Raw genomic sequence first — 21,693 nt, 5'->3', positions numbered from 1 at the left:
TGTGATCACTCGTCGAGGAAGGAGCGCAGATGCTCGCTTCTCGTCGGGTGGCGCAGCTTGCGCAACGCCTTGGCTTCGATCTGACGAATCCGCTCGCGGGTCACGTCAAACTGTTTACCAACCTCTTCGAGGGTGTGGTCGGTATTCATGTCGATACCGAAGCGCATGCGCAGTACCTTGGCTTCACGGGCAGTGAGGCCGGACAGCACTTCGCGAGTCGCTTCTTTAAGGCTCTCAACGGTTGCAACATCGATTGGCGACTGCATGGTCGAGTCTTCGATGAAGTCACCCAGATGGGAATCTTCGTCATCACCGATCGGGGTTTCCATGGAGATCGGCTCTTTAGCGATCTTCAATACCTTGCGGATCTTGTCCTCAGGCATTTCCATGCGTTCGCCCAGCTCTTCCGGGGTCGGTTCGCGACCCATTTCCTGCAGCATCTGCCGGGAAATGCGGTTGAGCTTGTTGATCGTCTCGATCATGTGCACCGGAATACGGATGGTGCGGGCCTGGTCGGCGATCGAGCGAGTGATCGCCTGACGGATCCACCAGGTGGCATAAGTCGAGAACTTGTAGCCGCGGCGGTATTCGAACTTGTCTACCGCTTTCATCAAGCCGATGTTGCCTTCCTGGATCAGATCGAGGAATTGCAGGCCACGGTTGGTGTACTTCTTGGCGATCGAGATCACCAGACGCAAGTTGGCTTCAACCATCTCTTTCTTCGCGCGGCGGGCCTTGGCCTCACCGATCGACATGCGACGGTTGATGTCCTTGATCTCGGCGATGGTCAAACCGGTTTCGGTTTCCAGCGCGGTCAGCTTCTGCTGGCAACGGACGATGTCCGGCTGCAGGCGGCCAATGGCTTCAGCGTATTTGCTTTTGCCTTTGGCCAGGGCGTCACTCCAGCTTTCGTCGACTTCGTTGCCCGGGAACTGGCGCAGGAAGTCTGCACGCGGCATGCGCGCATCACGAACGCAGAGCTGCATGATTGCACGCTCTTGCTGACGCAGGCGATCCAGGGCACTGCGAACACGCTCGACCAGGGCTTCGAATTGCTTCGGTACCAGTTTGATCGGCATGAACAGGTCGGCCAGGGCCAGCAACTCGGCAATCGCTGCCTTGTTGTGACGACCGTGCTTTTTCAGCGCCTTGCGGGTGATTTCCATCTGATCGGCCACAGCGCCAAAACGCTGGGCGGCGATGATCGGATCCGGACCGCTTTCGGCTTCTTCCTCGTCATCCGAGGCTTCACCGTCTTCGTCGTCGGTGTCGTCATCCGCCTTGACGGCTTTCGCGTCAATCGGTGGCGGCACTTCTGCCGCAGGCGGCGCGATGCCGTCGTCCGGGTCGATATAACCGCTCAGGACGTCGGACAGGCGGCCACCTTCGGTGGTGACGCGGGTGTACTCGGAGAGAATATGATCAACCGTGCCAGGGAAGTGCGCGATTGCGCTCATCACCTCACGGATGCCCTCCTCAATACGCTTGGCGATTTCAATTTCGCCTTCACGTGTGAGGAGCTCCACCGTACCCATTTCGCGCATGTACATGCGCACCGGGTCGGTAGTGCGACCAATGTCGGTCTCGACCGCAGCCAACGCTGCAGCGGCCTCTTCGGCTGCGGCTTCGTCGGTATCGGCGTCGGCCAGCATAAGGGAATCCTTATCTGGCGCAACCTCGAATACGTTGATCCCCATGTCATTGATCATGCGGATGATGTCTTCCACCTGTTCCGGATCTGAAATATCCTCCGGCAGGTGGTCGTTGACCTCCGCGTAAGTCAGGTAGCCCTGCTCACGACCAAGTGTGATCAACTCTTTGATACGAGACTGCTGTTGCGCTTTTCCGGACATAACACCCTATCCACTGAAGGTCTTGGCGGGCAAAAAACAAGCCGAGGATTATACCTGAGCTATGACCTCACGCGCCAGTTGAGGTCGGGTTTGATGCGGAAACATTGCGACTTAAAAGGTCGCGCAGTTGGTTTTTCTCTTCGGTGCTCAATTCACTTTGACGTGCTTTTCGAAGAAGTTGTTCCAGGTTTCGCTCGCGTTGGCGGGCTGACAAGCTAGTAATGGTGTCGAAAAACTGTTGTTCAAGGTTGTCTCCATCAATCAGCCATTCCTTTTCCGCCAGGGCCTTGAGCAAGCGGCCCTGCTCTGTGCCGTGCCAGCGGGCAATCAGCTGAATTGAGTTTAGCTTGGGATTCTTCTGCACGGCTTCGAGCAGCGCCACCAGCAATTGTGTGTTGGTGTGGTCCTCTGCGGCGAAGTGCCCGGCATCCTCGACTTTCTCGGCCAGTTGCGGGTGATGCAGCAGCGTGCGCAAGGCGGCGAGGGTCGGCGGTTCTACGGCGGCGGGCACCCGTGGCGCGCGGGGTTGATCGCGATCACCGCCCCGTTTGCCATTCTTGTCCCACGGTTTCTTGTCCCATTTCTTGCCTCCTGCACCGGGCTTCTTTGGCGTCCATTCCTGCTGCGGCACATACATGTCCTGTGCCTGCGGCTGATGATAGTCGCTGTAGTCGGGCATCGCGTCGTAATCGATACCCGGATCGTAGGCTGGCGGTGCTTCCTGCGGGGCGCTTTGTGCCAGCTGGCTCACCGCTTCGCCGCTCAGGCCGGTGATTTCGCTCAGGCGCTGGCGCATCAGGGTGCGCAGGTTGGCGCCCGGGACTTTGTCGATCAGCGGTGCGGCGAGGGTGGCCATGTGGGCCTTGCCCTCAAGCGAGCGTGGGTCGGCTTCTTCCGTCAATTGCTGGAAGAAGTAGTCGGCCAGGGGTTGTGCATGCTGGTTGATCCGTGCGCGGAAGGCGTCGGTGCCTTCGGAGCGGACCAGGGTGTCCGGATCCTCGCCCTCGGGCAGGAACAGAAAACGTGCACGACGACCGTCCTGCAAGCTCGAAAGTGTCGCCTCCAGTGCCCGCCATGCCGCATTGCGACCGGCCTGATCGCCGTCGAAGCAGAACAGCACGCTGGGCACGACGCGAAACAGCCGCTTGAGGTGCTCTTCGCTGGTGGCGGTACCCAGGGTTGCGACGGCATTGCGCAAGCCTTGCTGGGCCAGGGCGATGACGTCCATGTAACCCTCGACGACGATGATCTCGTCGAGGTTGCGGTTGGTCTTGCGCGCTTCGTACAGGCCGTAGAGTTCCTGGCCCTTGTGGAATACCGGGGTTTCCGGGGAGTTCAGGTACTTCGGCTTGTCGTCGCCCAATACCCGGCCGCCAAAGGCAATGACGCGCCCGCGGCTGTCGCGGATCGGGAACATCACTCGGTCGCGGAAACGGTCGTAACGTTTGCCACTTTCGGCGTTTTCGATCAGCAGGCCGGCATCGATCATGGCTTTTTGTTGCAGGGTATCGCTGCTCAAGTGCTTGAACAGGTTGTCCCAACCAGGCGGTGCAAAGCCCAGGCCGAAGTCCCGGGCGATTTCGCCGGTCAGCCCGCGACCTTTCAGGTAGTCCACGGCGGCCTTGCGCGATGGATGGCTTTTCAAGGCCTGGCGATAAAAGTCGGCGGCGGCGCTGAGCAGCGGATACAGCGGCGAATCGGTCGGCTGCCGCGGCTTGTGCGGGCGGCCGCTTTCTTCGCGGGGGATTTCCATGCCGGCGGCTTTGGCCAGTTCTTCGACCGCCTGGACGAAATCCAGGTTGTCGTGGTCCATGATGAAGCCGAGGGCGTTGCCGCCAGCGCCGCAGCCGAAGCAGTAATAGAACTGCTTGTCGGGGCTGACGCTGAATGAGGGCGTTTTTTCCTTGTGGAACGGGCAGCAGGCGGTGTGGTTCTTGCCGGCCTTTTTTAATTGCAGGCGCGAGCTGACCACGTCGACGATGTCGGTGCGGTTCAGAAGGTCGTCAATGAAGCTCTGGGGAATTAGCCCGGCCATGGCGTTCTCGTCATCTGCGCTGAAAGGAGCCCGAAACGTACGGCGACCGAACGCGGGCATTGATTGAAGCGCGCAAAGTGTGCGGCTCGACCAGTGTCGTCTGCGTAATCGCTGTCGGGAAGTGTATCTGCCGAAAATCCACTGACGTTAATGCCAATCAGTATTCGGCTGTTTGAATGTGTTGCGCTGAATCCGCTGCGGCCAAACACAGGCCTCGGATAGCTCATCATTCGGCACGCAAGCAGGTGCCTTGGGCTGATCGTCGTGAGAGGAATCAGTGGGTGTGCTCGTCAGTAGCCTTGAAAGGCTCGTCAGAAAAGACGTGCACCGCTGGCAAAAGAGCCAGGTCTGACGCGGTGAAGCAGATTTGTCTCGGTCGCGTCTGCGGCTTTGACAGTGAAGCATCAAGCGTTTTACGCAAATGCCATAAGCCCGGCTGAGGGCCGGGCTTGGCAGAAGCTTGCTACGGTCGTCTGTGTATTAGTACAGACGAACGGCGCGGCGCTGTTCGCGCTGAACTTTCTTGGCGTGACGCTTAACAGCAGCAGCTGCTTTGCGCTTACGCTCAGAAGTTGGCTTCTCGTAAAATTCGCGGCTACGAACTTCAGCCAGTACACCGGCTTTTTCGCAGGAGCGCTTGAAACGACGCAGAGCTACGTCGAAGGGTTCGTTCTCTTTTACTTTGACGGCTGGCATCCAGAGCTACCTTCATTCATTACCGGGGTCAACATCCTCGCGGCAAAAGAGCACTTGAAGACGTCGGTTTTTAAGGGTTGCGGATGTTAACCCCTCATCGCTCGGAATGCAAAGCCTCTGATCGAAAACCGCTGGTCGGGGCATCCCGCGACGACTATTATGCGCGCCTTCGAATTCAGCCTAAACAAGGCGCAAACCCATGCTAGTACTGGGATTAGAAACCTCCTGCGACGAAACCGGCGTCGCATTATATGACAGTGAACGCGGGCTGTTGGCCGATGCGCTTTTCAGTCAGATCGACCTGCACCGCGCCTATGGTGGTGTGGTGCCGGAGCTCGCCTCGCGCGATCACGTCAAACGCATGCTGCCCTTGATTCGTCAGGTGTTGGCCGAGGCCGACTGCGTGCCGACCGAGATCGACGCCATCGCCTATACCGCGGGTCCTGGCCTGGTCGGAGCCTTGCTGGTGGGGGCTTCCTGCGCCCAGGCGCTGGCCTTTGCCTGGGGCATTCCGGCCCTCGGCGTACACCACATGGAAGGCCACTTGCTGGCACCGATGCTGGAGTCGCAACCGCCGGAATTCCCGTTCGTCGCTTTGTTGGTCTCCGGTGGTCATACGCAACTGGTTCAGGTCGACGGAATTGGTCAGTACACGCTCTTGGGCGAGACCCTGGATGATGCTGCCGGCGAAGCTTTCGACAAGACGGCCAAGATGATGGGCCTCAATTATCCGGGCGGACCGGAGATCGCTCGCCTTGCAGAGCGGGGTGTTGCAGGACGTTTCGTCTTCCCGCGTCCGATGTGCGACCGCCCGGGCCTGGATTTCAGCTTCAGTGGCCTGAAAACCTTTGCGTTGAATACCTGGCAACACTGCGTCAGTGCCGGGGACGACGGCGAGCAAGCCCAATGCGACATCGCACTGGCGTTCCAGCAGGCCGTGGTGGAGACTTTGACCATCAAGTGCAAGCGTGCCCTTAAAGCCGCCGGCATGAAGCGTCTGGTGATCGCCGGAGGCGTCAGTGCCAACAAGGCGTTGCGTGCTTCTCTGGAGAAAATGCTCGGCGATATGAAGGGCGATGTGTTTTATGCCCGTCCGCAGTTCTGTACCGATAACGGCGCGATGATCGCCTTTGCCGGCTGTCAGCGCTTGCAGGCCGGTCAGCAGGAAAGCCTGGCGATCAGCGTGCAGGCACGCTGGCCGATGGAACAGTTGTCGGCGTTGTGATGAGCGGCGCTCATGTCCGGCCGCTAGAAATGCCGTTCGCGCCCGGCAAACAGGTCGCGTAGATTGCTGCGATGGCGCCAGACGATCAGTCCGGTGAGCGTGCTCATGGGCAGCAGGGCCGCCGGTTCTTGCCAGGCCAGCAAAGGCAGGGTCAGCGGCGTGGCAATCAGGGCGGCCAGGGAGCTGGTGCGGGTCAGGTAGAACGTCAAGAGCCAGGCGCAGACCGCCAGAAGGGCGGCGGGCGGGTACAGCCCCAGCAGCATGCCAGCAGCGGTGGCGACACCCTTGCCGCCGCGAAAACGGAAGTACAGCGGAAACAGATGGCCGATGACGGCATAGACGCCGATCCAGGCTTGTTCCTGCTGCGAAAGGCCCGCAAGACGCGCTATCAGTACCGGCAGCAGGCCTTTGCAAAGGTCGCCGAGCAGGGTCAGGATGGCGAGTTTCTTGCCGGCCAGGCGCAACATGTTGGTGGCGCCGGCATTGCCCGAGCCACTCATTCGCGGATCGGGGTTACCGGTCAGGCGGCTGAGCAAAATGGCAAAGGACAGAGAGCCGAGCAGGTAGGCGAGGATCGCCAATAACCAAAACATGCTAACTATTCCGGGCGAGGAAGCCCTGATTCTAACGGCGCATTGCGCCCTTGTCGTGTAGCGGAGAGAAGTGCTTGGACAGAGTGTTTATCGAGGGCCTGGAAGTCGACACGGTGATTGGTGCCTACGACTGGGAGCGAGGCATCCGACAGTGCTTGCGTCTTGACCTGAGCTTCGCCTGGGACAATCGCCCGGCCGCAGCCGGTGATGACCTGACCCTGGCGCTCGACTACGCCAGTGTTTCCTCGCGCATCCAGGCGTTTGCCGAGCAGGCGCAATACCAGTTGGTCGAGACCTTTGCCGAGCGTCTGGTTGAAGTGCTGATGAGTGAATTCAATATCACCTGGATGCGTCTGAAGCTGACCAAGCCCGGCGCGGTCCCGGCTGCCACCGGTGGTGTGGGCGTGGAGATCGAGCGCGGATGTCGCTGACTCAGGTGTACCTCGGGCTCGGTAGCAATATCGAGCGTGAAACCCATTTGCGGGCAGGGCTCGATGCATTGGCGGCGTTCCTTGTCGATATCCGCTGTTCGGCAGTGTTCGAAAGTCAGCCGGTGGGCATCAAGAGCGGGCCGTTCTTCAATTTCGTGGTGTCGGCGTATACCGATCTGCCGCTGATGGAGCTTGATCGTCGACTGAAGTTCATTGAGGCGGATAACGGTCGTTACGCACCGGATCGCCGAGGTTTGCCGCTGGATATCGACGTGTTGTTGTTCGGAGACCTGGTGGGCAACTTCGATGGCCTGATCTTGCCGCGGGCAGAAATCCTGAAAAATGCGTTCGTTCTGTGGCCGTTGTCGTTGATCGCGCCGGATCGCGTGCACCCTGGTGTCGGTAAAAGTTTCGCCAGATTGTGGGCCGAATCGCAGATTGATCAGGTACTGGCGCCAGTGGCGTTTGAGTGGCGTGGCGAGCAATTGACCCCGTCCAGTTTCCTTTAAAGCAAAAGATCGCAGCCTTCGGCAGCTCCTACAGGGAGACGCATATTCCTGTGTAGGAGCTGTCGAAGGCTGCGATCTTTTGATCTTGCCTAGACTTGTTCCTTGTAGGTCTTCAACGCCTTGAGTCGCTCACGCTTGATCGCCTCACCCAACTCTGGTCCCTTGAAACCCTTCTCCAGCAACGGCTGAACCGCAACGGTTCGCGCCGCAGTCGCCGCCCCGCGCAGATAATCCGCCTGTGGATAACTTCTCTGCTCCAGTCCTTCGCGTCCGCGCGCATCCATCTCGCATGCTGCGATGAACTCCTCGAACCGCTGTGGTCGGCGGTAAACGTCGAAACTTTGCAACAATTCCAGCAATGTCGATGGCTTCAACTCCAGGGCGCGATGCCCGTGGGTGTGGTACTCGCCTACCAGCATTGCCAGTTCCTGGCAGTCTCTCGGCGCCTTGAAACGTTCGTTGACCGCTTTGATCAGCTTCAGGCCCTTGAACTCGTGGGCAATGTGCCGCGGCCATTCCTCCTCTGGCGTCAGTCCCTTGCCCAGGTCGTGCAGCAGGCAGGCCCAGCGCACAGTCAGCGGCTGTTTGTGCTGTGCTGCTTGCTGCAACACGCTCAGGATATGTGCGCCAGTATCGATTTCCGGATGATGGGTCGGGGGCTGCGGGACACCGAACAGTGCGTCGACCTCCGGCATCAGCACCTTGAGTGCGCCGCATGCGCGCAACACCTCGATAAACACCTGTGGCTGATCTTCCATCAGGGCGCGGGAAATTTCCTTCCAGCTGCGCTCGGGAGTCAGCGCCTCAAGCTCGCCTGACTCGCTGAGTTGACGCATCAGTTCCAGGGTTTCCGGAGCGACGGTAAAACCCAGTGCGGCATATCGCGCGGCAAAGCGGGCAACGCGCAGAACCCTGAGCGGATCCTCGGCAAACGCCGGGGAAACATGGCGCAGCAGGCGCGCTTCGAGATCGCGCTGGCCGTGGTAGGGGTCGGTCAGGTTCTGCTGATCGTCTTCGGCCATGGCGTTGATGGTCAGGTCGCGACGGATCAGGTCTTCTTCAAGGGTGACTTCAGGGCTGGCGTGAAAAGTGAACCCGCCGTAACCGCGCCCGCTTTTGCGCTCGGTGCGGGCGAGGGCGTATTCCTCACCGCTTTTTGGATGAAGGAACACCGGGAAATCCGCGCCCACCGGACGAAAGCCCTTGGCGAGCATTTCTTCGGTGGTGGCGCCAACCACGACCCAGTCGATATCGGTGACCGATTTGCCCAGCAGGCGATCACGTACCGCACCACCGACTTTATAAATACGCATAAAAAACCTCCGTTAGCTCGACAGGATAACCCTTGCATCGAGCTTTCGGAGGCGCAAAGCGGATCAAAGATGGATGACAGCCAGGTCCAGTCGACCGTAATCACCCTCGCTGTGCTCGTTGCGGGGTGGCACATGGTGGGTTTTCATCACGGTGTCCCCTTGCAGGGTTTCCAGGTGAATGTCGAAACCCCAAAGGCGATGCAGGTGTTTGAGGACTTCTTCGGTCGAGTCGCCCAGCGGTTTGCGATCGTGTTGCTGGTGACGCAGGGTCAGGGAGCGGTCACCCCGCCGGTCGATGCTGTAGATCTGCACGTTAGGCTCACGATTGCCCAGGTTGTACTGTGCCGCGAGGGTTTCCCGGATGATGCGGTAGCCACCTTCGTCGTGAATGGCGGGCACCAACAGGTCGTCCTTCTGGTCGTCATCGAGAATGCTGAACAGCTTCAGGTCGCGGATCACCTTGGGCGACAGGTACTGCAGGATGAAACTCTCATCCTTGAAGCTGCTCATGGCGAACTTGATGGCTGCCAGCCAGTCGGTACCGGCGATGTCAGGGAACCAGCGGCGATCTTCTTCCGTGGGCTCTTCGCACATGCGACGGATGTCGCGGTACATGGCAAACCCCAGGGCGTAAGGGTTGATGCCACTGTAGTAAGGGCTGTCAAAGCCCGGCTGGAACACCACGCTGGTGTGGGACGTCAGGAACTCCATCATGAAGCCGTCAGTAACCAGGCCCTCGTCGTACAGATCGTTCATCAGGGTGTAGTGCCAGAAGGTAGCCCAACCTTCGTTCATCACCTGGGTCTGGCGCTGTGGATAAAAATACTGGGCGATCTTGCGCACGATGCGCACGATTTCCCGCTGCCATGGTTCCAGCAGCGGCGCATGTTTTTCGATGAAATACAGGATGTTTTCCTGAGGTTCGGCGGGGAAGCGTGCGTTGTCCTTGTCGCTGTACTTGTCCGCGCCCTTGGGAATGGTGCGCCACAGATCGTTGATCTGTTTCTGCAAGTGCTCTTCCCGGTCTTTTTGCCGGCGGCGCTCTTCTTCCGCGGAAATCGGATAGGGACGTTTGTAGCGGTCGACGCCATAGTTCATCAGCGCATGGCAGGAGTCGAGCAGATCCTCGACCGCGTCGATGCCGTGGCGCTCCTCGCATTGCATGATGTACTGCTTGGCAAACACCAGGTAATCGATGATCGAGCTGGCGTCGGTCCAGGTGCGGAACAGGTAGTTGCCTTTGAAAAAGCTGTTGTGCCCGTAGCAGGCATGGGCCACCACCAGCGCCTGCATGCAGATGGTGTTTTCTTCCATCAGGTAGGCGATGCACGGGTCGGAGTTGATCACGATCTCGTACGCCAGACCCATCTGGCCGCGGGTGTAGGATTTTTCAGTGCTGAGGAAGTGCTTGCCGTAGGACCAGTGGTGATAACCCAGAGGCATGCCGACGGAGGCGTAGGCATCCATCATCTGCTCGGCGGTGATCACTTCGATCTGGTTCGGGTACGTATCGAGGGCGTAACCCGCCGCAATGCGGCTGATTTCGCGGTCGTACGCCTGGATCAGCTCGAACGTCCATTCGGAGCCGGTGGAAATGGGTTGGCGCTTCTGCTCTTTGGCGGTCATGTCACTAACCTGCGCTGGAAGAGTTCACGGAAGACCGGATAGATATCCCCGGCCGAGACCAGTTGTTGCTGGGCAAACGTGTCGGAAAAGGCTTCGGCGATGCGCTCGTATTCGAACCAAAGGGCCTGGTGTTCGCGCGGGGTGATCTCAACGTAAGTGTAGTACTGCACGAATGGCATGATCTGGTTGATCAGGATGTCGCGGCAGATCGGAGAGTCGTCGTTCCAGTTGTCGCCATCGGAGGCCTGGGCGGCGTAGATGTTCCACTCGTTACTCGGGTAGCGCTCGGCCATGATCTCCTGCATCAGTTTCAGGGCGCTGGACACTATGGTGCCGCCGGTTTCCCGGGAGTAGAAAAACTCTTCTTCATCCACTTCGCGGGCACTGGTGTGGTGGCGGATGAACACGACGTCGATCTTGTCGTAGTTACGCTTGAGAAACAGGTACAGCAGGATGAAGAAGCGCTTGGCGATGTCCTTGGTCGCCTGGGTCATCGAGCCGGACACGTCCATCAGGCAGAACATCACGGCCTTGGAGCTGGGGTTGGGTTGTTTGATGAGCAGGTTGTACTTGAGGTCGAACGTGTCGAGAAACGGCACGCGGTGAATGCGCGCGCTGAGTTTTTCGATTTCAGCTTCGATTTCCTGAATATCGCCGAAGTTGTCTGGCTCTTCCTGCTTGAGTCGCAGAAGTTCTTCCTTGGCCTCACGCAGTTTTGCCCGGCTGCTGCCGGATAGGGCGATCCGCCGGGCGTGGGCTGAGCGCAGGGTGCGGATGATGTTGATCCGCGACGGGTTGCCCTCGTTGCTGATCCCGGCCCGCACGGTCTTGAAGGTGTCGGTGCCGGTCAGGTTGCGTTTTACCAGATTGGGCAGCTCGAGATCCTCGAACATGAATTCGAGGAATTCTTCCTGGGTGATCTGGAAGACGAATTCGTCCATCCCTTCACCGGAATTGCCAGCCTTGCCGGGGCCTCGGCCGCCACCGCCTCCCGGTGGACGGGCGATATGTTCGCCACTGGTGAACTCCTTGTTGCCCGGGTGCACGACCGTCTGTTTGCCACCGCGGCCGTGGTGAAGCACCGGCTCGTCGATGTCGCGGCCGGGAATGCTGATTTGTTCGCCGTGTTCCATATCGGTAATGGAGCGCCGGCTGACCGCCTCTTCGACAGCCTTTTTAATGTGATCACGGTAGCGCCGCAGAAACCGCTGGCGGTTCACCGTGCTCTTGTTCTTGCCATTGAGACGTCGGTCGATCACATAGCTCATGACTGCTCCTTAGAAGCTGTCCTGAAAGGGGCGAGCGGTGATACAGCATCGAACCGAGAGCCGAGGGATGTTGAACGCTCCCCCAAGCGCCTTGGATGCTGCCTGAACTCGCTACCGACTTTCGAACACCTTCCAGAGGCCTGTGTAACAGAAAAAGCGCACACAGGTCTCTGGCTGACGACAACCGGTCTGACCGGCAGCGGGTTATTGTGATTTTCTGACCCGCAGGTACCACTCGGACAGCAGTCGTACCTGTTTGTCGGTGTAGCCCCGCTCGACCATCCGTGTGACGAAGTCGTTGTGTTTTTGCTGGTCCTCCTTGCTGGCCTTGGCGTTGAAGCTGATGACCGGTAGCAGGTCCTCGGTGTTGGAGAACATTTTCTTCTCGATGACCACCCGCAGTTTTTCGTAGCTGAGCCAGGTCGGGTTCTTGCCGTTGTTGTTGGCCCGGGCGCGCAGGACGAAGTTGACGATTTCGTTGCGGAAATCCTTCGGATTGCTGATGCCGGCCGGTTTTTCGATTTTCTCCAGTTCTTCGTTCAGGGCTACGCGGTTGAGGATTTCGCCGGTTTCCGGGTCGCGGTATTCCTGGTCCTGGATCCAGAAGTCGGCGTACAACACGTAGCGATCGAAGATGTTCTGGCCGTACTCGCTGTAGGATTCGAGGTAGGCAGTTTGGATCTCCTTGCCGATGAATTCGATGTAGCGCGGTGCCAGGTACTCCTTGAGGAAGCGCAGATAGCGTTCGCGAGTCTCGGCCTGGAACTGTTCCTGTTCGATCTGTTGTTCCAGCACATAGAGCAGATGTACCGGGTTGGCAGCAATTTCGTGCGGATCGAAGTTGAACACCTTCGACAGGATCTTGAACGCGAAGCGAGTCGAGAGACCGTTCATGCCTTCGTCGACACCGGCGTTGTCGCGGTATTCCTGGATCGACTTGGCTTTCGGATCGGTATCCTTGAGGTTCTCGCCGTCGTACACGCGCATCTTCGAGTAGATGTTGGAGTTTTCCGGCTCTTTAAGACGCGAGAGCACGGTGAACTGGGCCAGCATCTTCAGGGTATCCGGCGCGCAATGCGCCTTGGCCAGCGAACTGTTGAACAGCAGCTTGTCGTAGATCTTCACTTCGTCACTGACCCGCAGGCAGTACGGCACTTTGACGATGTAGATCCGGTCGATGAAGGCTTCGTTGTTCTTGTTGTTGCGGAAGGTGTGCCACTCCGATTCGTTGGAGTGCGCCAGCAGGATCCCGGTGAACGGAATCGCGCCAAGGCCTTCGGTACTGTTGTAGTTGCCTTCCTGGGTGGCAGTCAGCAACGGGTGCAGCACCTTGATCGGTGCCTTGAACATTTCGACGAATTCCATCAGGCCCTGGTTGGCCCGGCACAGGGCGCCCGAGTAGCTGTAGGCGTCGGCGTCGTTCTGCGGGAACTCCTCCAGTTTGCGGATATCAACCTTGCCCACCAGTGCCGAAATGTCCTGGTTGTTTTCGTCACCAGGTTCGGTCTTGGCCACGGCGATCTGGTTGAGGATCGACGGGTAGAGTTTCACCACGCGGAACTGGCTGATGTCGCCACCGAATTCGGCCAGGCGCTTGGTCGCCCATGGCGACATGATGGTGTTGAGGTAGCGCCGTGGAATGCCAAAGTCTTCCTCGAGGATCGCTCCATCTTCAGTGGAGTTGAACAGACCCAGAGGCGACTCGAATACCGGCGAGCCCTTGATCGCGTAGAAGGGCACTTTTTCCATCAGCTGCTTGAGCTTCTCGGCCAGGGACGATTTACCGCCACCGACAGGGCCGAGCAGGTACAGGATTTGTTTCTTCTCCTCCAGGCCTTGAGCGGCGTGACGGAAATACGACACGATCTGGTCGATGCATTCTTCCATCCCGTGGAAGTCTTCAAAGGCCGGATAGCGGCGGATTACCTTGTTGGAGAAGATGCGCGAAAGCCTCGAGTTGGTCGAGGTGTCGAGCAGTTCCGGTTCACCGATGGCCAGCAGTAGACGCTCGGCGGCGGAAACGTAGGCGCTGCGGTCTTTTTTGCACAGTTCAAGATACTCTTGCAGTGAGAGTTCTTCCTGGCGTGTGGACTCGAAGCGTTGTTGGAAGTGGCTAAAGATACTCATGACGTCACCTCGCTCGATACGTGGAGCCGACGCCGGATCACTCAGTCGATGCTGGCAGCAACCGAACAGGCGATTGCTGTTTACCCCCCAGAACTCTCCCGGAGCTGACGACTCCGAAAGCTACTCCCGATGACCCGTGCGCCGGTGTACCGGCTCTCCCCTGTTTTGGATGGCCTGGGCTTAAGGATAGTTGGGAATTCGGGAGGTAAAGGCGAGATACGTAATTAGTTGTGGCAGACCGTTCGTCTGCCACCGCGCTAGCCCGCGGGAGCCGGGGCCTGCAACGTTACAAAAAAATTATTCGGAAGTGCCTTGCGCCGTTTCCGTCGGATAGGTCGTACGCCACAACTCGAATCCACCATCCATGCTGTAGACGTCGGAGAAGCCCTGGCTGATCAGGTAGGCGGCCGCACCCTGGCTGGAATTGCCGTGATAACAGACCACCACGGTCGGTGCGTCGAGGTCGGCGCCCTGGATGAAAGCGTGCAGGGAATGATTGTCCAGATGCTTCGAGCCTGCGATATGCAGGGCGGCAAAAGTGGCCGGGTCGCGGACGTCGACCACCACTGCGCCTTGTTCGCGCAGGGCCTGGGCCTGTTCCGGGGGGATACGTTTGAATTCGCTCATGGCGGGCTCCTGTGGCTCGGCAGAATGGGCAGTCTAGCGCGGTGCGCTGGCTGGCGATGTTTGGGGAATGGATGAGGCGACTGGCGGCACGGCATGGCCGTGTTCGTCGCATTTGCAGGACAGGCGCTCAAAGCTGTCGACGTTCATCAGGGTCAGCGCGCCGCCCCAGACGCAGCCGGTGTCGAGGGCCGAGATGCCAGGCACATTGATATTGCCTTCCAGTGCTGCCCAGTGACCGAAGATGATCTTCAGGCCCTTGGTCTTGCGTTCCTTGTGCTGGAACCAGGGTTTGTAGCCTGGTGGTGCGGTATCGAGGCCTTCCTTGCTCTTGAGGTCGAGTTTGCCTTCGGCGGTGCAAAAACGCATGCGGGTGAAATAATTGGTGATCACCCGCAGGCGCGTCACGCCTTTTAAGTCGTTGTCCCATTTCGCCGGATCGTTGCCGTACATGCCATCGAGGTAGGGCGGCAGCAGGTTGTCGTCACGCAAGGCAGTCTCGACTTCGGCAGCACACTTCAAGGCTTTGCGCAGCGACCACTGGGGTGGAATGCCAGCATGGACTAGTACCACGTTGCGCTGTTCGTCGTAGTGCATGAGCTTTTGCTGGCGCAGCCATTCGAGCAGTTCGGCGCTATCTGGCGCGTCAATGATCTCGTGCAAGGTATCGGCCTTCTTCAGGCGTTCGATGTTGCGTCCGGCCGCCAGCAGGTGCAGGTCGTGGTTGCCGAGCACGCACACCAGCGATTCGCGGATGCTATAGAGGAAGCGCAGGGTTTCCAGCGACTGTGGGCCGCGGTTGACCAGGTCGCCCACCAGCCACAGGCGATCGCGTTGAGGGTCGAACGCCACTTGTTTGAGCAGGCATTGCAGGGCCTGAAGGCAGCCTTGCAGGTCGCCGACAGCGTAGGTTGCCATCAGTGCAGGGCTCCGGGCACCGCCAGGCGGAAGGGCGCGATGATGGCATCGAAATGTTTGCCGTCGTCGGAAAGCATCCGATAGGTGCCTTGCATGGTGCCGACCTTGGTGGTCATCACGGTGCCGCTGCTGTAGGTGTGGCTCTTGCCCGGGTCGATCAGCGGCTGCTGGCCGACGACGCCTGCGCCGCGGACTTCTTCGACATGCCCGTTACCATCGGTGATGACCCAGTGCCGTGAAAGCAGTTTGGCGGGCATTTCGCCATTGTTTTGCACGGTGATGGTATAGGCGAAGGCAAAGCGGTCGTGCTCGGGTTGCGATTGTTCTGCCAGATAGCGGGTGACGACGCTGACGTCGACCTGATAACGAGGATCGGACATGCAAGAGGCCTTAAAAACGAAGCGGGACGCGGGGCGTAGCTGATGGAGTTCAGTCTAGGCCAAGTATCGGGTAGTAGACCAGAGTGGCGTCCTACCCGATAGCGCTCATCGCCTGTCAGTCAGTGGCAGGCTTTTGTGGCGCTTGCTCGCTGAGCTTGTCAGCCAGGCGCACGAAGGCGGCCAGGTCGAGCTGCTCGGGACGCAGGCTGCCATCGACGCCGGCGGCTTCGATCTCGGCATTGCTCAGCAGCAGCTTGAGGGTGTTGCGCAGGGTTTTGCGGCGCTGGTTGAACGCTTCGCGCACGACGCGCTCCAGCAGACGGTGATCCTTGGCCGGGTGCGGCAGTACTGCGTGGGGTACCAGGCGCACGATGGCCGAATCGACTTTCGGTGGCGGGTTGAACGCGCCCGGGCCGACGTTGAACAGGTGTTCGACCCGGCAATGGTACTGAACCATGATCGACAGACGGCCCCAGTCACCACCACCCGGGCCGGCAGCCAGGCGCTCGACCACTTCCTTTTGCAGCATGAAGTGCATGTCGCGGATCAGGTGCGAGTTGTGCAGCAGGTGAAAAATCAGCGGCGTGGAGATGTTGTACGGCAGGTTGCCAACCACTCGCAGGCTGCCTGGCGCGGCATTCAGGCTGTTGAAGTCGAACTTCAGCGCATCGCCCTGATGCAGGTTGAAGTTGCTCTTGTCGGCAAACTGCTGGTTGAGGATCGGGATCAGGTCCTTGTCCAGTTCCACCACGTCGAGTTGCGCGCCGCTGCTCAGAAGGCCTTGGGTCAGTGCGCCCTGTCCCGGGCCGATTTCCAGCAGGCGGTCTTCTGCCTTGGCATGAATGGAGCGCAGGATGCGGTCGATAACGCCGGCATCGTGCAGGAAGTTCTGGCCAAAGCGTTTGCGCGCCTTGTGTTGGTATTGCTCGGTCATAAACGGGTCTCGGCCATCTGGTAGGCGGTTTCCAGGGCGACTTGCAGGCTGCCGGTGTCGATCTTGCCGCTGCCGGCCAGATCCAGGGCGGTGCCGTGGTCGACCGACGTACGGATGATCGGCAAGCCGAGGGTCACGTTGACTGCCGCGCCGAAGCCTTTGTACTTCAGCACCGGCAGGCCCTGGTCGTGGTACATCGCCAGCACCGCGTCGCAGTGCTCCAGATATTTGGGGGTAAACAGAGTGTCGGCGGGCAGGGGGCCGCGAAGGTCCATGCCCTCGCCGCGCAGGCGCTCTAATGTGGGTTCGATGATATCGATTTCTTCATGGCCCAGGTGCCCGCCTTCACCGGCATGCGGGTTGAGCCCGCAAACCAGGATGCGCGGCCGGGCGATGCCGAACTTGTTTTGCAGGTCGGCGTGCAGGATGCGTGTGACGCGTTCCAGGCGCTCCGGCGTGATGGCATCGGCAATCTCGCGAAGGGGCAGGTGAGTGGTCACCAGGGCCACGCGCAAGCCGCGAGTGGCCAGCATCATCACCACTTGCGCGGTGTGGGTCAGGTCGGCAAGGAATTCCGTGTGCCCGGAAAAAGCAATGCCGGATTCGTTGATGACGCCTTTGTGCACAGGCGCGGTAATCATGCCGGCAAAATCCCCGCTCAGGCAGCCTTGGCCGGCCCGGGTCAGGGTTTCCAGGACGAACGCAGCGTTGGCCTTGTCCAGTTGTCCGGCTATGACCTTGGCGTTGAGCGGTGTGTCCCAGACATACAGGCTGTTGGCTGGCGCGGGGGCATCCGGCCAGTTGTCCGGGGTGACCGGCAGCAAGTTGACCGCCACGCCCAGTTGCGCGGCCCGCTCGATGAGCAGGTCGCGGCTGGTAATGGCAATCAGGGGATGGGGCTGGGCTTGCGAGGCGAGCAGCAGGCACAGGTCGGGACCTATGCCGGCTGGTTCACCGGGTGTCAGCGCGAAACGTTGGGGTTTCACTGTGCTGCCTGGTCGGCGCCAGGGAGTTTGATTTCCACATACGCTTCGTCACGGATCTGACGCAGCCAGGTTTGCAGCTCTTCGTCGTATTTGCGGTTACGCAAAACGGTCATGGCTTGCTGCTCGCGAGCCTGGCTGGTGCTGTCGGTGGCGCGACGGCCAAGGACTTCCAGGACATGCCAGCCGTATTGAGTCTGGAACGGCCTGGACAGCTGACCTTGCGGGGTCTTGGCCATCACTTCGCGGAACTCGGGCACCAGCGCGTTCGGGTCGATCCAGTTCAGGTCGCCGCCGTTGAGGGCGGAACCGGGGTCTTCCGAGTAGTTTTTCGCCAGCTCACCGAAGTCTTCGCCAGCCTCGATACGGCTGTAGAGCGACTCGGCCAAGGCCTTGGTTTTCGCTTCGTCGCGGATCGGGCTCGGCTTGACCAGGATGTGACGCACATGCACTTCGTCGCGCATCTGGGTCTCGCCGCCACGCTTGTCGAGGATCTTCAGGATGATGAAGCCGCCCGGTGTGCGCATTGGCTGGGTGACATCACCCACCGGCATGGTGCTCAGCAGGCGATCGAACGGCGGAGGCAATTGAGCGGCCTTACGCCAGCCCATGTCACCACCTTCCAGAGCGGTTTCGCTGGCGGATTTGGCGATTGCCAACTGACTGAAGTCAGCGCCTTGCTTGAGCTGCTGGTAAATCGCATCGGCCTGTTTGGCGGCACTCTGAATCGCTTCGGAGTTGGCGCTTTCCGGCGTAGGAATCAGGATGTTGGCCAGGTGGAACTCTTCGGACAGCTGCATTTTGCCCAAGTCAGACGCCAGGAAGTTCTTCACTTCCTGCTCGGAGACCTGAATGCGTTCAGCGACCCGACGCTGGCGCACGCGGCTGATGACCATTTCGCGGCGAATCTGCTCACGTGCATCTTCATAGGACAGACCGTCGCGAGTCAGGGCGGCGCGGAACTGCTCGATGGACATGTTGTTGCGCTGGGCAATGGTGCCCACGGCTTGGTTCAACTCTTCATCGGTAATGCGGATGCCGGAACGCTCGCCGATCTGCAATTGCAGGTTTTCGACGATCAGGCGCTCAAGTACCTGCTGCTCCAGCACGCTGGCCGGCGGTACGGCAGAACCACGCTTGGCAATGGTTTGCTGAACTTCATGGACGCGTCGGTCCAGTTGGCTCTGCATGACCACGTCGTTGTCGACGATGGCCACCACTTTATCGATGGACTGCACGGCGGCACTGGCCGCCGTACTCAGGAACAGCGCGCCCAGCATCAGCGGGCGCAGACAATCAGAAAGCTTGGTCTTCACGTTCACGATAACCTTGAATGCCTTTGTCGAGGAAGCTCTCTGCCTTGGCGCCGGTGAGGCCGCCGAGTCCCTTCAGAACAATTTGGAGGAAGACGCCATGGTCGCCTTTTTCGTTTTCCGGTGCCTGCTGGCTGAACTCGTCGTAATCAACGAAGTAACGGTTGATCAGGCGCAGTTTCCAGCAGCAGCTGTCGTACTCGAAACCACCAAAGGCTTCCAGGGTACGGTTGCGGTTGTAGTCATACTGCCAGCGGCTGATAGCGCTCCATTGCGGCACGATCGGCCAGATCACCGAGAAGTCGTGCTGTTCGATCTTGTAGTAATCCTTCACGTAGCCAGGCTGCCCAGGGGTGCCGTAGTCGCCGCCGAACTGCCATTGACCGGTGTTCTGGTTGTAGATCACCTGGTCGTTACGATAGCGATAGCCGAGGTTGACGATCTTGTTCGGGTTGTCTTCAGGCTGGTAGTGGAACATCGCGCTGCCCGAGCGAGGGCTGCGGCTGTCCGGGTCCCAGTTGTAGTCGGCCGTGGTACGCCAGTCGCGGTTCCAGCGATATTCGTATTCCAGCGCATAGGGGGAAACGTTGGCTTTGGCGTCGGCACGGTCTTGGAAGTTTACGCCTGGCAACTGAACTTCACGGTCCTTGAAGTACAGCGCTTGGCCGACACTGATCCGTTGACGTTCGAAGCCGTTGTCTTCGATCCAGCGGCTGGTCACGCCCAGGGACAGTTTGTTCTCGTCGCCGACACGGTCGGAGCCGGAGAAGCGGTTGTCACGGAACAGCGACGCATAGTTGAAGGTGTATTCGCTGGTGTCGAATACCGGGATGTCCTCCTGGTCGACCTCAGGCACGTACAGGTAGAACAGGCGCGGCTCTAGAGTCTGGCGGTAGTTCTTGCCGAAATACTGGGTATTGCGATCGAAGTACAGGCCGCTGTCGATGCTGGCGATCGGCACGCCGCGGTTCTGGTTGCTGTCGAACTGACCGTTGAAATTTTTAGTCCCGTTGAGAGCTGCGTTTTGATTTTGAGCCGCGATCTGACTTTTGCCCAGACCGTCCAGATCCAGTTGGTACTGGGTGTACTGGTACTTGAGCTTCGGTGTCAGGAAGCCGTAAGTCGTGTTCATCGGCAGGCTCATGGCGGGCGCAAGATTCAGGCGGTCGCCGTTGGCGCGAGCCAGACCTTGAACGTTTTCATCAATACGCTTACTGCCGATGCCATCTTCGTCAAAGTAGGTCCCGCTCTGCAGATCCCGGTCAAACCGCACGAGCTCGGTGTTGTACGTGAAGTCCAAGCCTTCCGGATGGTAAGGCAGCATACCGTCGAGGGTGAGCTGCGGCAGGCGGTCGTACGGGGTAATGTTCGCTACGCTCGCCAGTTCGTATGCCTGGGCGTTCGCGCGAGCGGTATAGCCCTCGCCGCGATAGGTCACGGAACCCTGCTGGTTCACGTAGTCGTTGCTTTTTATGCCAATCTGGTCGGTCTGCAGATCCTGGAAGTAATACGGATCGCTGATCTTGGTGTAGTCGACTTGCGTGAGTACTCGCGAGTCGAGGCCACCCTTGTGCTGCCAGTTGTACATGTAGCGGGTTTTTTCGGAGTCTGACTGCTTGTCGCGCTCGTTGCTTTCGTCGTTGAGGTACGCCGCGCCGAACTGGCCTTCGCTGGACTTGGTCAGGTAGCGGAACTCGCCTTCCATCAACAAGCCGTGCTTTTCCATGTAGCGCGGGTACAACGTGGCATCGTAGTTCGGCGCCAGGTTGAAGTAGTACGGGGTGACCAGCATGAAGCCGGTATCGCTGCCGGTGCCGATGGTCGGCGGCAGGAAGCCGGACTGGCGACGGTCGTCGATCGGGAAATAGATGTACGGCGTGTACAGGACCGGAATGTCCTTGACCCGCAGTGTCACGTTGGTCGCCGTACCGAAGCCGGTGGCCGGGTTCAGGGTGATGTTGTTGCCCTTGAGCTGCCAGGCGTTGTTGTTCGGTTCGCACGTGGTGTACGTACCGTCCTTGAGGCGGATGATCGCGTTCTCGGCACGTTTGGCGTACAGCGCATTACCGCGGATGCGTGATTTGTGCATCACGTATTCGGCGTTGTCGACCTTGGCTTCACCGGTGTCGAGCTGCACGTCGGCGTGGTCGCCGACGATCAGGGCGCCGTTGTCGCGAATGCGTACATTGCCATTCAGCTCGCCACGGTTCTCGGCCTGGTACAGGTTGGCTTCGTCGGCTTCGACCTGCATGCTGCCCTGGCGCATGACGACGTCGCCGGCCAGGGTCGCGACCTGCTCATCCTGCTTATAGCGGGAGGCTTTTGCGCCGATAAAGGTAGGCGCGTCACTTTTATTCGTCTTGTCATTCATGCCAGGACGAATCGGTTCGATATAGGAACCAGAGCAATAAGGGCCGGTTTCGGCCAATTGTGCGGCAGTGAGCTGCTCGCGGGGAACCCAGTCGAGGTGACTGTAGTCTTCGCTACGCGACTTCAGACCGCGGCCTTTGGATTCGGTCACCAGTACTGGCTTGGCGCCAGTGTCTTCACTGGAACCGTTCTCGGCCGGGGCTTCGCCAGTGGCGGAAACTGCGCTGCCGTCATGGACGGGACGCGGTGGCAATGCAGCCGCCGGCGTCTTTGGTGCGCAGTCCCAGGAACCCGAAGCAGAGACTGAGCAGTCAAACTGTTCCGCGGCGACCACGTAGGAAGTGGCAAGGGGTTGCAGCGCCAGCAAACTGCCGGTAACCAACAACGGAAATTTTTTACGAAACGCGGGGGATTTCAATGCCATCTTATTAGTCCGGGCTTCCTGCGTGCCATCTGCCCGCGGTGTGGGCCGCACGCCTCTCGATGGTCTGAAAA

Annotated in this window: 18 protein-coding genes; 3 read left to right on the top strand and 15 right to left on the bottom strand. The window is 59.4% G+C overall.

The window, feature by feature from the left end; all coding sequences use genetic code 11:
* Positions 1-5: 5 nt before the first annotated feature.
* The 3 genes from rpoD to rpsU all read right to left on the bottom strand — a co-directional run bounded on the left by rpoD (position 6) and on the right by rpsU (position 4,584).
* Positions 6-1,853 (bottom strand): RNA polymerase sigma factor RpoD, encoded by a 1,848-nt coding sequence (gene rpoD, locus KSS91_RS26320; protein ID WP_007980239.1) that lies wholly within the window; start codon positions 1,851-1,853, stop codon positions 6-8.
* Between the two features lie 67 nt (positions 1,854-1,920).
* Positions 1,921-3,888, bottom strand: a complete 1,968-nt coding sequence (dnaG, locus tag KSS91_RS26315; RefSeq protein WP_007980233.1) for a DNA primase — start codon at positions 3,886-3,888, stop codon at positions 1,921-1,923.
* A gap of 480 nt (positions 3,889-4,368) precedes the next feature.
* Positions 4,369-4,584: a 30S ribosomal protein S21 gene (gene rpsU / locus KSS91_RS26310; protein ID WP_002551877.1), complete on the bottom strand. Its 216-nt coding sequence runs from the start codon at positions 4,582-4,584 to the stop codon at positions 4,369-4,371.
* Between the two features lie 199 nt (positions 4,585-4,783).
* Here rpsU and tsaD point away from each other — a divergent pair, with 199 nt between their 5' ends.
* A complete protein-coding gene (gene tsaD, locus KSS91_RS26305) occupies positions 4,784-5,809 on the top strand; it encodes a tRNA (adenosine(37)-N6)-threonylcarbamoyltransferase complex transferase subunit TsaD (RefSeq protein WP_217836523.1) in 1,026 nt (341 codons plus the stop codon).
* Between the two features lie 23 nt (positions 5,810-5,832).
* Here tsaD and plsY read toward each other — a convergent pair whose 3' ends face one another.
* Positions 5,833-6,402 carry a glycerol-3-phosphate 1-O-acyltransferase PlsY gene (gene plsY, locus KSS91_RS26300; protein ID WP_015097072.1) on the bottom strand — a complete coding sequence of 190 codons (570 nt, stop codon included), beginning with the start codon at positions 6,400-6,402 and terminating at the stop codon, positions 5,833-5,835.
* Positions 6,403-6,476: 74 nt separating this feature from the next.
* On the opposite strand from plsY, the gene folB reads away from it, so the two are divergent.
* Entirely contained in the window at positions 6,477-6,833 is a 357-nt protein-coding gene (gene folB / locus KSS91_RS26295; RefSeq protein WP_126047878.1) for a dihydroneopterin aldolase, read from the top strand.
* Positions 6,824-7,342 (top strand): 2-amino-4-hydroxy-6-hydroxymethyldihydropteridine diphosphokinase, encoded by a 519-nt coding sequence (folK, locus tag KSS91_RS26290; protein WP_126047876.1) that lies wholly within the window; start codon positions 6,824-6,826, stop codon positions 7,340-7,342. The genes folB and folK overlap by 10 nt, the downstream gene beginning before the upstream one ends.
* Before the next feature lie 89 nt (positions 7,343-7,431).
* On the opposite strand, the gene KSS91_RS26285 is transcribed toward folK, so the two are convergent.
* The 11 genes from KSS91_RS26285 to KSS91_RS26235 form a co-directional block, all read right to left on the bottom strand.
* Complete coding sequence (locus KSS91_RS26285; protein WP_217836522.1) at positions 7,432-8,655, bottom strand: multifunctional CCA addition/repair protein; 1,224 nt, start codon at positions 8,653-8,655, stop codon at positions 7,432-7,434.
* A 63-nt stretch (positions 8,656-8,718) separates the two neighbouring features.
* Entirely contained in the window at positions 8,719-10,281 is a 1,563-nt protein-coding gene (locus tag KSS91_RS26280; protein ID WP_007980219.1) for a SpoVR family protein, read from the bottom strand.
* Positions 10,278-11,549, bottom strand: coding sequence for a YeaH/YhbH family protein (locus KSS91_RS26275; RefSeq protein ID WP_007980218.1), 1,272 nt, complete (start codon positions 11,547-11,549; stop codon positions 10,278-10,280). Before KSS91_RS26275 ends, KSS91_RS26280 begins: the two co-directional genes overlap by 4 nt.
* 204 nt (positions 11,550-11,753) lie before the next feature.
* Positions 11,754-13,676, bottom strand: coding sequence for a PrkA family serine protein kinase (locus tag KSS91_RS26270; protein ID WP_007980217.1), 1,923 nt, complete (start codon positions 13,674-13,676; stop codon positions 11,754-11,756).
* A gap of 297 nt (positions 13,677-13,973) precedes the next feature.
* Positions 13,974-14,303 carry a thiosulfate sulfurtransferase GlpE gene (gene glpE, locus KSS91_RS26265; protein WP_015097068.1) on the bottom strand — a complete coding sequence of 110 codons (330 nt, stop codon included), beginning with the start codon at positions 14,301-14,303 and terminating at the stop codon, positions 13,974-13,976.
* A 33-nt stretch (positions 14,304-14,336) separates the two neighbouring features.
* Positions 14,337-15,218, bottom strand: a complete 882-nt coding sequence (locus KSS91_RS26260; RefSeq protein WP_217836521.1) for a symmetrical bis(5'-nucleosyl)-tetraphosphatase — start codon at positions 15,216-15,218, stop codon at positions 14,337-14,339.
* A complete protein-coding gene (gene apaG / locus KSS91_RS26255) occupies positions 15,218-15,598 on the bottom strand; it encodes a Co2+/Mg2+ efflux facilitator ApaG/CorD (RefSeq protein WP_217836520.1) in 381 nt (126 codons plus the stop codon). Before apaG ends, KSS91_RS26260 begins: the two co-directional genes overlap by 1 nt.
* A 115-nt stretch (positions 15,599-15,713) precedes the next feature.
* Positions 15,714-16,532, bottom strand: a complete 819-nt coding sequence (gene rsmA, locus KSS91_RS26250) for a 16S rRNA (adenine(1518)-N(6)/adenine(1519)-N(6))-dimethyltransferase RsmA (RefSeq protein WP_217836519.1) — start codon at positions 16,530-16,532, stop codon at positions 15,714-15,716.
* Entirely contained in the window at positions 16,529-17,518 is a 990-nt protein-coding gene (gene pdxA, locus KSS91_RS26245) for a 4-hydroxythreonine-4-phosphate dehydrogenase PdxA (protein WP_126047870.1), read from the bottom strand. Before pdxA ends, rsmA begins: the two co-directional genes overlap by 4 nt.
* On the bottom strand, positions 17,515-18,837 hold the full coding sequence (gene surA, locus KSS91_RS26240; RefSeq protein ID WP_217836518.1) for a peptidylprolyl isomerase SurA: 1,323 nt from the start codon (positions 18,835-18,837) through the stop codon (positions 17,515-17,517). Before surA ends, pdxA begins: the two co-directional genes overlap by 4 nt.
* Entirely contained in the window at positions 18,812-21,622 is a 2,811-nt protein-coding gene (locus KSS91_RS26235; RefSeq protein ID WP_217836517.1) for an LPS-assembly protein LptD, read from the bottom strand. The genes surA and KSS91_RS26235 overlap by 26 nt, the downstream gene beginning before the upstream one ends.
* Between the last annotated feature and the right edge of the window lie 71 nt (positions 21,623-21,693).

This window comes from Pseudomonas azerbaijanorientalis, from assembly GCF_019139795.1.
Taxonomy (GTDB): Bacteria; Pseudomonadota; Gammaproteobacteria; order Pseudomonadales; family Pseudomonadaceae; genus Aquipseudomonas; species Aquipseudomonas laurylsulfatiphila.
Note: the sequence above shows the minus strand (reverse complement) of the source record. Positions and strands in the feature narration are given on the sequence as shown.

Excerpts from the sequence above, each read along its gene's own strand:
- rpoD (WP_007980239.1), bottom strand. The coding sequence starts at position 1,853 with ATGTCCGGAAAAGCGCAACAGCAGTCTCGTATCAAAGAGTTGATCACA.
- dnaG (WP_007980233.1), bottom strand. The coding sequence starts at position 3,888 with ATGGCCGGGCTAATTCCCCAGAGCTTCATTGACGACCTTCTGAACCGC.
- rpsU (WP_002551877.1), bottom strand. The coding sequence starts at position 4,584 with ATGCCAGCCGTCAAAGTAAAAGAGAACGAACCCTTCGACGTAGCTCTG.
- tsaD (WP_217836523.1), top strand. The coding sequence starts at position 4,784 with ATGCTAGTACTGGGATTAGAAACCTCCTGCGACGAAACCGGCGTCGCA.
- plsY (WP_015097072.1), bottom strand. The coding sequence starts at position 6,402 with ATGTTTTGGTTATTGGCGATCCTCGCCTACCTGCTCGGCTCTCTGTCC.
- folK (WP_126047876.1), top strand. The coding sequence starts at position 6,824 with ATGTCGCTGACTCAGGTGTACCTCGGGCTCGGTAGCAATATCGAGCGT.
- KSS91_RS26285 (WP_217836522.1), bottom strand. The coding sequence starts at position 8,655 with ATGCGTATTTATAAAGTCGGTGGTGCGGTACGTGATCGCCTGCTGGGC.
- KSS91_RS26280 (WP_007980219.1), bottom strand. The coding sequence starts at position 10,281 with ATGACCGCCAAAGAGCAGAAGCGCCAACCCATTTCCACCGGCTCCGAA.
- KSS91_RS26275 (WP_007980218.1), bottom strand. The coding sequence starts at position 11,549 with ATGAGCTATGTGATCGACCGACGTCTCAATGGCAAGAACAAGAGCACG.
- KSS91_RS26270 (WP_007980217.1), bottom strand. The coding sequence starts at position 13,676 with ATGAGTATCTTTAGCCACTTCCAACAACGCTTCGAGTCCACACGCCAG.
- glpE (WP_015097068.1), bottom strand. The coding sequence starts at position 14,303 with ATGAGCGAATTCAAACGTATCCCCCCGGAACAGGCCCAGGCCCTGCGC.
- KSS91_RS26260 (WP_217836521.1), bottom strand. The coding sequence starts at position 15,218 with ATGGCAACCTACGCTGTCGGCGACCTGCAAGGCTGCCTTCAGGCCCTG.
- apaG (WP_217836520.1), bottom strand. The coding sequence starts at position 15,598 with ATGTCCGATCCTCGTTATCAGGTCGACGTCAGCGTCGTCACCCGCTAT.
- rsmA (WP_217836519.1), bottom strand. The coding sequence starts at position 16,532 with ATGACCGAGCAATACCAACACAAGGCGCGCAAACGCTTTGGCCAGAAC.
- KSS91_RS26235 (WP_217836517.1), bottom strand. The coding sequence starts at position 21,622 with ATGGCATTGAAATCCCCCGCGTTTCGTAAAAAATTTCCGTTGTTGGTT.